A 12,966-nucleotide genomic window follows, 5' to 3' on the forward strand; every position below is an offset into this window, starting at 1 on the left:
ACACCGAAAGACACGAACGCCAGAGGTCGTCTGCGATGCGCTACCCGAATCTGTTCAAACCCTTGACGCTCAATCAGCTCACGCTGCGCAACCGCATCGTCAGCACGGCCCACGCCGAGGTCTATGCGGAGCCGGGCGGCCTGCCGGGCGACCGCTATATCCGCTATTACGAAGAAAAAGCCAAGGGGGGCGTGGGCATGGCCGTATGCGGCGGGTCGAGCCCGGTGTCGATCGACAGCCCGCAGGGCTGGTGGAAGTCGGTGAATCTCGCCACCGACAAGATCATCGATCCGCTCGCGCGTCTGGCCGAGGCCATGCACCGCCATGGCGCGAAGATCATGATCCAGGCCACCCACATGGGCCGCCGCTCCGCCTTTCACGGCGAGCATTGGCCGCATTTGATGTCGCCTTCGGGTGTACGCGAGCCCGTGCACCGCGGCAACGCGAAGATCATCGAGGTGGAGGAGATCCGCCGCATCATCGGCGACTTCTCGGCGGCTGCAAAGCGCGTGAAGGACGCCGGCATGGACGGCATCGAAATCTCCGCCGCGCACCAGCATCTGATCGACCAGTTCTGGAGCCCCCGCACGAACTTCCGCACCGACGAATGGGGCGGCTCGCTCGAAAACCGTCTGCGTTTCGGCGTGGAAGTACTCAAGGCCGTGCGTGAAGCGGTGGGCAAGGACTTTTGCGTCGGCCTGCGCATGTGCGGCGACGAATTCCACGAAGACGGCCTCGATCACGAGCAGCTCAAGGAAATCGCACAGGCGATGTCGGAAACGGGTCTCATCGATTATCTCGGCGTGATCGGCTCAGGCGCGGATACGCACAACACGCTCGCGAACTGCATGCCGCCCATGGCGCTGCCGCCGGAGCCGTTCGTGCATCTCGCGGCGGGCATCAAGTCGGTGGTCAAGCTGCCGGTCATGCATGCGCAGAGCATTCGCGACGCGGGCCAGGCCGAGCGTCTGCTCGCGAGCGGCATGGTCGATCTCGTGGGCATGACGCGCGCGCAGATCGCCGACCCGCACATGGTCATCAAGATTCGCGACGGCCGCGAGGACGAGATCAAGCAGTGCGTGGGCGCGAACTATTGCATCGACCGCCAGTACAACGGGCTCGACGTGCTGTGCGTGCAGAACGCGGCAACGTCGCGCGAAGCGACCATGCCGCACGTGATCGAAAAATCGCGTGGCCCGAAGCGCAAGGTCGTGGTGGTCGGCGCGGGCCCGGCGGGCCTCGAGGCCGCACGCGTGGCGCGGCTGCGCGGCCATGATGTCGTGCTGTTCGAGAAGAACGACGCCGTGGGCGGCCAGATTCTGCTCGCTGCGAAAGCGCCGCAGCGCGAGCAGATGGCGGGCATCGTGCGCTGGTTCGACATGGAGACGAAGCGACTTGGAGTGGATCGTCGCCTTGGCGTGACGGCCGACGAGAAAACCATTCTCGCGGAAAAGCCCGACATCATCGTGCTCGCCACGGGCGGGTCGAGCTTCACGCAGCAGGTTCCGGCCTGGGGCGTGGAAGAGGGGCTCGCCGTGAGCGCATGGGACATCCTCAGCGGCAAGGTCGAGCCGAAGCAGAACGTGCTCGTCTACGACGGCGTGAGCACGCATGCGGGCGCAGGCGTCGCCGATTTCATTTCGAGCCGCGGCTCGAAGGTCGAGATCGTGACGCCGGACGTGAAGGTCGCCGACGACGTGGGCGGCACCACGTTCCCGATCTTCTATCGCCGCCTCTATGCGCAAGGCGTGATTCACACGCCGAATTACTGGCTCGACCGTGTGTACGAAGAAGACGGCAAGAAGATCGCCGTGCTGCGCAACGAGTACACGGAGGAACAGGAAGAGCGCGCCGTCGATCAGGTGGTGATCGAAAACGGCAGCACGCCCAACGACGCCCTGTACTGGAAGCTCAAACCTGAGTCAGTCAATCGCGGGCAGGTGGACGTGCACAAGCTCTTCGCGGCCGAGGCGCAGCCTTGCCTTTCCGAAGAACTCGGCAATGGCCGCTTCCTGCTCTTCCGCGTGGGCGACTGCATCTCCCTGCACAACATTCACGGCGCGATCTACGACGCGCTGCGGCTCGCCAAGGACTTCTGAACCATGAATCCGACCTGGCTCATTACCGCGCTGCTGTGGGTGTCGATGGCGGGGCTCGCATTCGCGGTCGCGAAGCGGGCCGCTTTCTGGCGGATGGGGCGTGCCGCCGCGCCTGGCTCCGTCGGCGTCGGCAAGCTGTTCAGTATCCCGAAACGTTATTTCGTCGATCTGCACCACGTGGTGGCGCGCGACCCGTACATCGCCAGGACGCACGTCGCCACCGCGGGCGGCGCCATCGCGGCGCTCGCGCTCGTGTTCGTCAACTACGGATTCGCGATCTATTCGCCATGGCTCGACAAACTGGTTTTTCTCGCGGCCCTCGCCATGCTGATCGGCGTGGTGTTCGTGTGGCGCCGCCGTCACGCGAAGGCGGTGCCGGCACGCCTCTCGCGCGGGCCCTGGAATACGCTGCCGTGGCTGCTCGGTTCGTTCGCGCTGGGCGTGGCGCTCTTCACGGTCGTACCGGCGGGCGCCATGTCGGGCGGCTTCGCGGTGCTCTGCGCGGTGCTGATCGCCGTGGGCGCGTTCGCGATGACGTTCGGCGCGGCGCGCGGCGGCCCGATGAAGCATGCCGTGGCGGGGCTGTTGCACCTCGCGTTCCATCCACGCCAGGAGCGTTTTTCGGCCACGCGCGAGGGCTGGACCGGCAACGGCACGGCCACGCCGCCCACGGCGCTGAAGCTCCCCGACATCGAAGAGAAGCAGGAATACGGCGTGACGAAACCCGTCGAGTTTCGCTGGAACCAGTTGCTGAGCTTCGACGCCTGCGTGCAGTGCGGCAAATGCGAGGCCGCGTGCCCCGCGTTCGCCTCGGGCCAGCCGCTCAACCCCAAGAAGCTGATTCAGGATCTCGTGGTGGGCATGGCGGGCGGCACCGATGCGGCCTATGCAGGCAGCCCCACGCCCGGCATCAAGGTCGGCCAGCATGCCGGCGCGCCGAATGCCCCGATCGTTTCAGGCCTGATCGAAGCGCAAACGCTGTGGTCCTGCACGACCTGCCGCGCCTGCGTACAGGAGTGCCCGATGCTGATCGAGCACGTGGACGCCATCGTCGATATGCGCCGCAACCAGACGCTGGTGCACGGCGAGGTACCGGGCAAAGGACCTGAGGTGCTTGCCAATCTGCGCGAAACGGGCACGGCAGGCGGCTACGACAAGGCCGCGCGCTACGACTGGTCGGTCGATCTCAACGCGCCCGTGGCGCAACCGGGCAAGCGCGTGGACGTCCTCGTGGTGGCGGGCGAGGGTGCATTCGACATGCGCTATCAGCGCACGCTGCGCGCACTAGTGAAGGTCCTCAACAAGGCGGGCGTGAACTACGCGGTGCTGGGCGCGCGGGAAACCGACACAGGCGACGTGGCACGTCGCCTCGGCGACGAAGCCACATTCCAGCAGATGGCGAAGCAAATGATGACGACGCTCGCGTCGCTCAACTTCGCGCGCATCGTCACGGCTGACCCGCACGTCATGCATAGCCTGCGCAACGAGTATCGCGCGCTTGGCGGGCGTTACGAGGTGCTGCATCACACGACCTACCTCGCGGAACTCGCCGCTACTGGGCGCATCGCGCCCAAGGCCGTGCAGGCGCTCGCGGAAAAGCGCACGACGTACCACGATCCCTGCTATCTGGGCCGCTACAACGGCGAGACCGAAGCACCGCGCAAGCTGCTCAGGACCATCGGCATCAAGATCGTGGAAATGGAGCGCCACGGCATGCGTGCACGCTGCTGCGGCGGTGGCGGCGGCGCACCGCTCACCGATATCCCAGGCAAGCAGCGCATTCCCGATATCCGCATCGCCGACGCGCGCGCCGTCAACGCCGAAGTCGTCGCCGTGGGCTGCCCGCAGTGCACGGCGATGCTCGAAGGCGTCGTGGGTCCGCGCCCCGACGTGCTCGACGTGGCCGAACTCGTCGCCGCCTCGCTGGAGTGAATCGATGAATACCCTCAAACGAATCGATCCGCGCCGCCCCTTCGTCATTACGGCTGCGGGCCTCAAGCGCATCACGCTGGGCGAAGCCGGCAGCGCCGACACGAGCGATGCGCAGTGGCTCGCGCAGCACGCGCACGCAAGCGCAGCGAAGCCACGCCGCGTGGTGAGTCATCCCGATCATGTTCTGCTCGTCGTTGCGCACGCCGAACGCGGCGCGCTCGACGATCACGCGTGCCAGGCCATTGCCGCCGCCGCGCTGCTGGCCGATGCGCATACCGAAGTCGCGCTGCTCGTGTTCGGCGAGCTGAAGGACGATGCCGGGGCGCTCGGCGTGGACAAGCTGATCGAACTGCCTGGCTTCGAGCGCCGCACCTTCGCGCCGGAGAGTGCGTTGCGTGCGCTGCAGGCCTGCGCGGCGGCGCTCGCGCCGGAGCACGTGTTCCTGCCGGACAACGCCAGCGGCGACGGCGACCTCGGCCGCCGCTATGCGGCCGCCGCGGGTGCGAGCGTGGCAACTCACGTGGTCGAGATCGATGCGAAGCATGTGGGCGTGTATGAGCAGGCGAAGCGCGCGTGGGCCGCACGCTCGCTGCCGGAAGTGATCCTGCTCGCGCCGAACGCCGTCGAGGCGAAACTGCCTTTCGTCGGCGCCGGCGAACGCCTCGCGGGCGATTTCATCCGGCCGGCTACCGACCTCGCGTCGCCATACAAGGACCTCGGGCTCGAATCCATCGACGCCGCCCAGGTCGCACTCGAAGAAGCCGATTTCATCGTCTCGGCGGGCAACGGCGTGACCGACATTGCGGCGTTCGGGCGGCTCGCGGGCGCATTCGGCGCGGCGATCGGCGCGAGCCGCGTGGCGGTGGACAACGGTCACTTCACGCGCGACAAACAGGTCGGCGCAACGGGCAAGACGGTCGAGGCGAGCGTGTATATCGCGTTCGGCATTTCGGGCGCCGTGCAGCACTTGCAGGGCATCAAGGACTGCCGCCATGTGATTGCCGTGAATCTCGACGGCAGCGCGCCGATTGCGAAGCGTGCCAATTTGACCGTGGTCGGCGACGCGCAGGGCACGATCGCCGCGCTGATCGAGCAGGTGCAAGCCGCACGCGCGAAGCGCGGCGAGATGAGCGCCAACCGTGACGAAACGCATTCTGCAGGAGTCGCCGCATGAACGCACGCCATGATCCTCAAGGTGGAATCGAGCGCATTGCGGTACTCGTTTCGGTGGGACGCCACCCCGTGAGCGGGGCGCCGCGATACAGCCGCAACGACGCGCTCGCGCTCGACCTCGCGCGCACGCTGGCCGAGCGGCATCGCGCGCGTCTCGACGTGCTGCACGCAGGCGACGCCGCCGATCCCGCGCTCGCCGAATACCTCGCGCTGGGCGCGCACGAAGTGGAGGTGCTGGCCTGCACGCCTTCCGGCGACGCGGCACGGGTGCTCGCCGAGCGCGTGCGCGGCTACGACCTCGTGCTGACCGGCACGCGCGCCGAGGGCGCGCACGACAGCGGCATGCTGCCGTACCGTGTGGCGGCTGCGCTGGGCGTGCCGATCGTGGGCGGCGCGGTGGATATCGACGTCGACGTCACGACGCGCGCCGCCGTGGTGCGCCAGTTTCTGCCCAAAGGTCTGCGGCGCCGCGTGCAGACGGCGCTGCCCGCGCTGATCGCCGTGCATCCGCTCGCGAATGCCCAGCCCCGGTACGCCTATGCGCGGCTGCGCGCGGGCGCGGTACGGCCCGCGAGCGCAACGCGCGTCAGCGCAGCCGAATCGACTGACGCTTCCGCATGGACGGTTGGCCCGATCGAGCGTAAACCCGTGCGACTGGCCGCGGCGGAAAAACGCTCGGGCCACGCGCGCATGCTTTCGGCGACCACGACCGAAAGCCGGGGCGGCAACGTCGTAATTGAAGGGAGTTCGGTCGAAAAAGCACAAGTGATCCTCGCGTATTTGCGGGAGCATCAACTCATCGATTACTGATTTTGCTGGCCTGTCGGCAACGAACTGGGATGAAAAATCCGGAGCACACATGAAAGTAACGGCAGAGATTCGCGCGCTGATCGAGCGCCGCCAGGCGGGTTACAGCCTGGAGGCGCCTTTCTACCTGAGCGAGGAGATTTTTGCGCTCGATATGGAGACGATTTTCCGGCAACACTGGATCGAGGTCGCCACGGAAGCCGAAATTCCCGAACCGGGCGACTACGTGACCGTCGATCTGGCGGGCGACTCGATCCTGATCGTGCGCGACGACGACATGCAGGTGCGCGCGTTCCACAACGTCTGCCGTCACCGCGGCGCGCGCCTGTGCAACGAAGAGAAGGGGTCGGTGGGCAATATCGTGTGCCCGTATCACAGCTGGACCTACAACCTCACGGGCGCGCTGATGTTCGCGGAGCACATGGGCGAGCAGTTCGACCGCTGCAAGCACAGCCTCAAGAACGTGCACGTGGAAAATCTCGCGGGCCTGATCTTCGTGTGTCTGGCCGAAGAGCCGCCCGCCGACTTCGCGGCGATGCGCGCCGAGATGGAGCCGTATTTGCTGCCGCACGACCTGGCTAGCTGCAAGGTCGCCGCGCAGGTGGACATCATCGAGAAGGGCAACTGGAAGCTCGTGATGGAAAACAATCGCGAGTGCTATCACTGCGTCGCGAATCATCCCGAGCTGACGATTTCGCTCTATGAATACGGCTTTGGCTACGCACGCACGGACGCCAACGCCGAAGGCATGGACGCATTCGAGCGCACCTGCAACGAGCGCGCGAAGCAGTGGGAAGCGATGGACCTGCCGTCGGTCGAAATCGAAAAGCTGCTGGATGTCACGGGTTTTCGCACTCAGCGCCTGCCGCTCGACCGCTGCGGCGAGTCCCAAACGCTGGACGCGAAGGTCGCTTCGAAGAAGCTGCTCGGCGAATTCCGCACGGCCGATCTCGGCGGCCTCTCGTTCTGGACGCAGCCGAATTCGTGGCATCACTTCATGAGCGATCACATCGTGTCGTTTTCCGTGATTCCGCTTTCCGCCGGCGAAACGCTCGTGCGCACGCGCTGGCTCGTTCACAAGGACGCGCGCGAAGGCATCGATTACGACGTGGAGAACCTCACCGCCGTGTGGAACGCGACCAACAACCAGGACCGCACGCTCGTGGAGTACTCGCAGCGCGGCGCGACGAGCAGTGCGTATGAACCGGGTCCATATTCGCCGTACACAGAAGGGCTCGTTGAAAAGTTCTCGGCCTGGTATATCGGCCGCCTCGCCAGGCAGATTGGCGCATAACGCACACGCGTAAAGCAAAGAGAGCGGAGTTTGACATGATGCGAGACGCGGCCCAATTCAATCCACTCGACGCCAGCGACAGCCGGGTGACGCGCCCGGCGTTCTGGGGCGCGCTGCCCGAGCGATGGACGAGCGAGGTCGAGGAGACCCTCGTGTGCTGCCACGTATGGCAGGAAACGCACGATGTGAAGAGCTTTTTCCTGCGCTCGCCGCAGGGCCGCACGTTCTCGTTCGAGCCGGGGCAGTTCCTCACGCTCGAACTCGAGATCGACGGCGAGGCCATCAACCGGTGCTATACGATTTCGTCTTCGCCCGCACGGCCTCATACCATTTCCATTACGGTCAAGCGCGTGCCGGGCGGCAAGGTGTCGAACTGGCTGCACGACAACCTGCGGCCTGGCGTGTCGCTGCGCGTGCTCGGACCGGCCGGCGAATTCACCTGTGCGCGTCACCCCGCGCCGAAGTATCTATTCCTTTCCGCAGGGTCCGGCGTCACGCCGCTGATGTCGATGAGCCGCGCGCACCACGATCTCGCGGAGGACCGCGATATCGTTTTCGTGCATAGCGCCCGCACGCCCGACGACATCATCTTCGCGCGCGAACTGGAACTGATCGCTTCGAGCCGCGCGAATTTCCGCACGTCGTTCGTCTGTGAGCGGGTGGGCGCACGCACCGATTGGTCAGGCGTGACGGGTTTTCTCTCGCTGCCGCTCCTGAAGTTGATTGCACCGGACTTCATGGAGCGCGAAATCTTCACCTGCGGGCCCGCGCCCTACATGAAAGCCGTGCGCGATCTGCTCGACGAAGCGGGTTTCGCGCGCGAACGCTATCACGAAGAGAGTTTTTCATTCGAAACGCTTACGGCGCAAGCCGAGGCGCCGGTGGAACAGCCCCCGGCGGAATCGTCGGTCGAAACGGCCAGCTTCACGGTGACCTTCGCGAAGAGCCGCCGCGAGATTCAATGCGGTGCACGACAGACTGTGCTCGATGCTGCGCGTCAGGCCGGCGTGCGCCTCGCTTCGTCGTGCAGCCAGGGCATGTGCGGAACCTGCAAGGTCAAGCTCGTTTCCGGGCAAGTGGAGATGAAGCACAGCGGCGGCATACGCCAGCGCGAAATCGATCAGGGCATGGCGCTGCTGTGCTGCTCGAAGCCGCTGTCCGACCTCGTCGTCGACAAATAGCGCGCACGTCGCGCAACGACAAGAACACGTCGTAAATCGACGTTAGCGGCAGATTGTGGCGGGCGAATCTGCATAGGCACGGGGCGCTTGCCCATATCACAGGAGATCGACCATGAAGCTGGCTGGAAAACTCTTTTGGACCGGTGTGTTATCGGCGATGGTGAGCTTGAACGCCCCGGCGTTTGCCGACGGCAAGCCGACCTTGAAGATCGGTTATGTCGAAGGCTGGGACGACAGCGTCGCGACGTCCAACGTGGCCGCACGCATCATCGAGAAACGCTACGGCTATCCGGTGCAGCTCGTGCCGGTGGCCGCGGGCATCATGTGGCAAGGCGTGGCGCGCGGCGACCTCGACGCGACGCTTTCCGCCTGGCTGCCCGTCACACAGGGCGCGTACTGGGCGCAATTCAAGGACAAGGTGGTCGACCTCGGCACGAATTTCACGGGCGCGAAGATCGGCCTCGTGGTGCCCGACTATGTGAGCGCGAAGAGCATTGCCGATCTGAACGCCGACAAGTCGGCGTTCGGCGGTCGTATCGTCGGCATCGACGCCGGCGCGGGCGTGATGCGCAAGACCGACGAGGCCGTCAAGCAATACGACCTCAGCTACAGCGTGATGCCGAGCTCGGGCAGCGCGATGACTGCCGAACTGGCGCGTTCGGTGGGGACGAAGAAGCCTGTGATCGTCACGGGGTGGACGCCGCACTGGATGTTCGCCAAGTACAAGCTGCGCTTCCTCGACGATCCGAAGAACGTCTACGGCGCGGCCGAGCACGTGGACAACGTGGCCAACCCCGAGCTCGAGAAGAAGGCTCCGCAGGTGGTGACGTTCCTGAAGAACTTCCAGTGGAAGCCGGGTGAGATCGACAGCGTGATGCTTGCGATCCAGAACGGCGAAAAGCCCGACGCAGCCGCCGACACGTGGATCGCCGCGCATGGCGACCGTGTGAATGCCTGGGCGGGTACGCAGTAATCGCAGCAATAAAACGGCAGGGGGCCCGCCGCCGCCCCGCCAGATCAGCGCCCATCACGGGCCGCGCGCAGTGCGATTGTGCGCATGCAGCATGTGACCTTTCTGATGCGGCGCCGTGTCGCTTTTGCGCAAGCGTCTGTCGCAATTCGCCATCCCGGCAGGGATTTTTCTGGCAACTATGTAGACATACCGTGCGGGCCGGCGCCTGCCGTTCGAGGAGACGGAGTCGATGAAATCCCCCAAGATCGTGGTCGATGGATTATGCAAGGTGTTCGGGCCCAACCCGAAGCTTGCCCGTGAACTGCTCGCGAAGGGCGCGACGAAAGACGAGTTGTTCGCGAAGACCGGCTATGTGCTCGGCGTGAACAATGCGTCGTTCGAGGTGCACGAGGGCGAGATTTTCGTGCTGATGGGCCTGTCCGGCTCGGGCAAGTCCACGCTGATCCGGCTCATCAACCGGCTCGTGGAACCCACCGCCGGCAAGGTCGTCATCGACGGGCGCGATATCGCGGCCGTTCGCCGCTCTGAGCTGGTCTCGCTGCGCCGCACCGACATGAGCATGGTGTTCCAGTCGTTCGCGCTCATGCCGCAGCGCAGTGTGCTTGCGAATGCCGCGTTCGGCCTCGAAGTGGCGGGCGTGGGCCGCAAGGAGCGCGAGCGGCGCGCGCTGGCCGTGCTGGAACAGGTCGGCCTCGCGGCGTTTGCGCAGAAGCTGCCCGCCGAGCTTTCTGGCGGCATGCAGCAGCGCGTGGGCCTCGCTCGCGCGCTCGCGGTGAATCCTTCGCTCATGATCATGGACGAAGCATTCTCCGCGCTCGATCCGCTCAAGCGCAAGGAAATGCAGAACGTGCTGCTGCAACTGCAGAAAGAGCAGCGCCGCACGATCATGTTCGTTTCGCACGACCTCGAAGAGGCGCTGCGCATCGGCAGCCGTATCGCCATCATGGAAGGCGGACGCATCGTGCAGATCGGCACGCCGCAGGAAATCATCAGCAACCCCGCCGATGATTATGTGCGCGCGTTCTTCGACGGCGTGGACACGAGCCGCTACCTCACCGCCGGCGACCTCATGCAGCGCGAAGCCGTGCCGGTCATCCGCACGCTCGACGCGAAGAGCGTGGCCTCGTCGCTCAACGGCAGCGCCGACTATGCGTTCGTGCTGGACGCCCAGCGCCGCATCAGCGGTTGCGTCACGCGCGATGCGATCGGCGCCGCGCAGCCGTCGCTGAAGAAAGTCGAATGCATCACGCTTGGCACGCCGCTGGAGCAGGTGGTCTCGCGGGTGTGTGCGAACACGACGGCGCTGCCCGTGGTCGACGACGAGGGCCGCTATTGCGGCTCCATCGATCAGGCAGCCGTGCTGAAGGTCATTACGCGTCATCGAGGTGCCGCCCATGTCTGAGATCATTCCCGTCGGCCAGTGGGTCGATCAGTCGGTTCACTATCTGCTCGACCACGACGCCAACAGCTTCGACGCCGTCGGCAAGGCAATCGAGGGCTTCGCGGCGTTCGTCGAGCACGGCTTGCAGGCCATTCCCATGTGGGCGCTCATGGCGTTCTTCATCGCAATTGGCCTGTGGCGCGTGGGCTGGCGCTTCGCGATCTTCGCCACCTGCTCGCTATTGCTGATCTACGCAACCGGCTTTTGGGATCAAACCGTGGTGACGCTCGGCCTCACGCTCTCGTCAACGGTGATCAGCCTCGTGATCGGTATTCCGCTTGGCATCTGGACGGCGAAGAGCAAGCTCGTGCAAACCATCGTGCGGCCCATTCTCGACCTGATGCAGACCATGCCGGCCTTCGTCTATCTGATTCCCGCCGCGATGCTGTTCGGTCTCGGCCGCGTGCCGGGCATTCTGTCCACGGTGATCTTCGCCATGCCGCCTGCCGTTCGTCTCACGAGTCTCGGCATCAAGCACGTGAACCGCGAGATCGTCGAAGCAGGGCAGGCGTTCGGCTGCACGCCGTGGCAGCTGCTGTACAAGGTGCAGTTTCCGAACGCGCTGCCGTCCATTATGCAGGGCGTGAACCAGACCATCATGATGGCGCTTTCCATGGTCATCATCGCTTCGATGGTGGGCGCGGGCGGTCTCGGCAACGACGTGCTCGCAAGCATTCAGCGGCTGGATATTGGCCTCGGCTTCGAAAGCGGACTTTCCGTCGTGCTGCTCGCCATCATCCTTGACCGGATTACGGAGAGCTTTGGCCGGGCGCCGGGCGCGGTGAAAGCGCCGCTGTTCTCCGGACTGAAGCAACTGATGCGAGTGCGTCCCGCAGTCGTAGAGGCGTAAGCGTTGAAATAACACGATCAACCGTCGTTCCCGAGGAGCGCAATGTGACGATCGACATCGCCGTTCCCGAGCCCGAAACGCGCACGGCATCGTCTCTCAGACATTTCGGTTTCCTGACGTTGCAGAACTTCTCGATGATCGCGTTTTCGAGTGCGGTCGAGGTTCTGCGCATGGCGAACTACGTGGGGCGCGCGGACCATTACCGCTGGTCGATCTACTCGCTCGATGGCGCACCGGCCCGAGCAAGCAACGGCATCACCGTGCGCCCCGCGCAGGCGCTCGACCCGGCGTGCCTGCCCGACGTGCTGATTGTGTGCGGCGGCATACGCATACGCGAGATCATGAGCGAAGGCGTGCGCGCCACGCTCGCCAAGGTGGCGCAGCGGGGCGTGCCGCTTGGTGGTATCTGCACCGGTGCTTATGCGCTGATGGCGAGCGGGTTGCTGGACGGTTATCGCTGCGCAGTGCATTGGGAGGATCTCACGGTCCTGCACGAAGAGTTTCCGCGCGTGCGTTTCGCCGATGAGCTGTTTGTGGTCGATCGCGACCGCCTTACTTGCACGGGCGGCACCGCGCCGCTTGATCTGATGCTCGAACTCGTTGGTGCGAGTCTTGGGCAGAGTCTTGCCGCTAAGGTGTCAGAACAGTTCATTCTCGAGCGGATTCGCAGCTCGACGGATCTGCAGCCTATTCCCGTGGATGCGCGTGTGGGTTTTTCGCGTGCCGAGTTGGTGGAGGTCGTGCGGTTGATGGAGGCTAATATCAAGGAGCCTCTGTCGCTGGAGGAACTCGCGCGGCTCGTTCGGCTTTCGCAGCGGCATTTGCAGCGGATGTTCAAGGCGTATCTCAACGTTTCGCCGACGCATTATTACTTGACGTTGCGGCTGAAGCGCGCGCGGGAGCTGTTGCGGACTACCGATACTTCGATTTCTCGTGTGACCGCTATTTGTGGGTTTAATTCACCCTGCCATTTTAGTAAGGCGTATCGGGTGCAGTTTGGGCATGCGCCGAGTCATGAGCGGCGCGGCGCTGATTGATCGGATTTTTTTGTTTTTTGGCCTTTCCTTGTTTTCGCGTCGGTATGCATGTGTTGCCCCTGTGCGGGGCGGCACCTACTTTCTTTGCGGCGGCAAAGAAAGTAGGCAAAGAAAGCCGCTCAAACCGCCAGCGCCTGCCACAGTTCACATCTCGACGTACATGGTGAATGGCTCCGGAG

The 12,966-nt window shown here is 64.6% G+C and carries 10 protein-coding genes and 1 pseudogene; all 11 read left to right on the forward strand.

The window, feature by feature from the left end; translation table 11 throughout:
• The first annotated feature begins 35 nt into the window (after positions 1 to 35).
• The gene (locus AB3X99_RS31105) at positions 36 to 2,099 is read left to right on the forward strand and encodes an FAD-dependent oxidoreductase (protein WP_368619087.1); all 2,064 of its coding nucleotides are present in this window, start codon (positions 36 to 38) and stop codon (positions 2,097 to 2,099) included.
• A gap of 3 nt (positions 2,100 to 2,102) precedes the next feature.
• Complete coding sequence (locus AB3X99_RS31110; RefSeq protein ID WP_368619088.1) at positions 2,103 to 4,031, forward strand: (Fe-S)-binding protein; 1,929 nt, start codon at positions 2,103 to 2,105, stop codon at positions 4,029 to 4,031.
• Between the two features lie 4 nt (positions 4,032 to 4,035).
• On the forward strand, positions 4,036 to 5,205 hold the full coding sequence (locus AB3X99_RS31115) for an FAD-binding protein (protein ID WP_368619089.1): 1,170 nt from the start codon (positions 4,036 to 4,038) through the stop codon (positions 5,203 to 5,205).
• Entirely contained in the window at positions 5,202 to 6,014 is an 813-nt protein-coding gene (locus tag AB3X99_RS31120; protein WP_368619090.1) for an electron transfer flavoprotein subunit beta/FixA family protein, read from the forward strand. The genes AB3X99_RS31115 and AB3X99_RS31120 overlap by 4 nt, the downstream gene beginning before the upstream one ends.
• Before the next feature lie 49 nt (positions 6,015 to 6,063).
• Positions 6,064 to 7,305 (forward strand): aromatic ring-hydroxylating dioxygenase subunit alpha, encoded by a 1,242-nt coding sequence (locus AB3X99_RS31125; protein WP_342946212.1) that lies wholly within the window; start codon positions 6,064 to 6,066, stop codon positions 7,303 to 7,305.
• Positions 7,306 to 7,340: 35 nt separating this feature from the next.
• Positions 7,341 to 8,486, forward strand: coding sequence for an FAD-binding oxidoreductase (locus AB3X99_RS31130; RefSeq protein ID WP_368603518.1), 1,146 nt, complete (start codon positions 7,341 to 7,343; stop codon positions 8,484 to 8,486).
• A gap of 112 nt (positions 8,487 to 8,598) precedes the next feature.
• Positions 8,599 to 9,459 (forward strand): glycine betaine ABC transporter substrate-binding protein, encoded by an 861-nt coding sequence (locus tag AB3X99_RS31135; protein WP_368619091.1) that lies wholly within the window; start codon positions 8,599 to 8,601, stop codon positions 9,457 to 9,459.
• 116 nt (positions 9,460 to 9,575) lie between these two features.
• A pseudogene (locus AB3X99_RS31140) lies at positions 9,576 to 10,861 on the forward strand (glycine betaine/L-proline ABC transporter ATP-binding protein); the annotation flags it as partial.
• Entirely contained in the window at positions 10,854 to 11,750 is an 897-nt protein-coding gene (gene choW, locus AB3X99_RS31145; protein WP_069267945.1) for a choline ABC transporter permease subunit, read from the forward strand. The pseudogene AB3X99_RS31140 and the gene choW, both read left to right, overlap by 8 nt.
• 44 nt (positions 11,751 to 11,794) lie before the next feature.
• Positions 11,795 to 12,787: a GlxA family transcriptional regulator gene (locus AB3X99_RS31150; protein WP_368619092.1), complete on the forward strand. Its 993-nt coding sequence runs from the start codon at positions 11,795 to 11,797 to the stop codon at positions 12,785 to 12,787.
• On the forward strand, positions 12,765 to 12,966 hold a 202-nt coding region (locus tag AB3X99_RS31155), incomplete at its 3' end, for a hypothetical protein (protein ID WP_368619093.1). The genes AB3X99_RS31150 and AB3X99_RS31155, both read left to right, overlap by 23 nt.

Source organism: Paraburkholderia sp. BR10882 (genome assembly GCF_040948855.1).
GTDB classification, from domain to species: Bacteria; Pseudomonadota; Gammaproteobacteria; order Burkholderiales; family Burkholderiaceae; genus Paraburkholderia; species Paraburkholderia nodosa_A.

Excerpts from the sequence above, each read along its gene's own strand:
- AB3X99_RS31105 (WP_368619087.1), top strand. The coding sequence starts at position 36 with ATGCGCTACCCGAATCTGTTCAAACCCTTGACGCTCAATCAGCTCACG.
- AB3X99_RS31110 (WP_368619088.1), top strand. The coding sequence starts at position 2,103 with ATGAATCCGACCTGGCTCATTACCGCGCTGCTGTGGGTGTCGATGGCG.
- AB3X99_RS31115 (WP_368619089.1), top strand. The coding sequence starts at position 4,036 with ATGAATACCCTCAAACGAATCGATCCGCGCCGCCCCTTCGTCATTACG.
- AB3X99_RS31120 (WP_368619090.1), top strand. The coding sequence starts at position 5,202 with ATGAACGCACGCCATGATCCTCAAGGTGGAATCGAGCGCATTGCGGTA.
- AB3X99_RS31125 (WP_342946212.1), top strand. The coding sequence starts at position 6,064 with ATGAAAGTAACGGCAGAGATTCGCGCGCTGATCGAGCGCCGCCAGGCG.
- AB3X99_RS31130 (WP_368603518.1), top strand. The coding sequence starts at position 7,341 with ATGATGCGAGACGCGGCCCAATTCAATCCACTCGACGCCAGCGACAGC.
- AB3X99_RS31135 (WP_368619091.1), top strand. The coding sequence starts at position 8,599 with ATGAAGCTGGCTGGAAAACTCTTTTGGACCGGTGTGTTATCGGCGATG.
- choW (WP_069267945.1), top strand. The coding sequence starts at position 10,854 with ATGTCTGAGATCATTCCCGTCGGCCAGTGGGTCGATCAGTCGGTTCAC.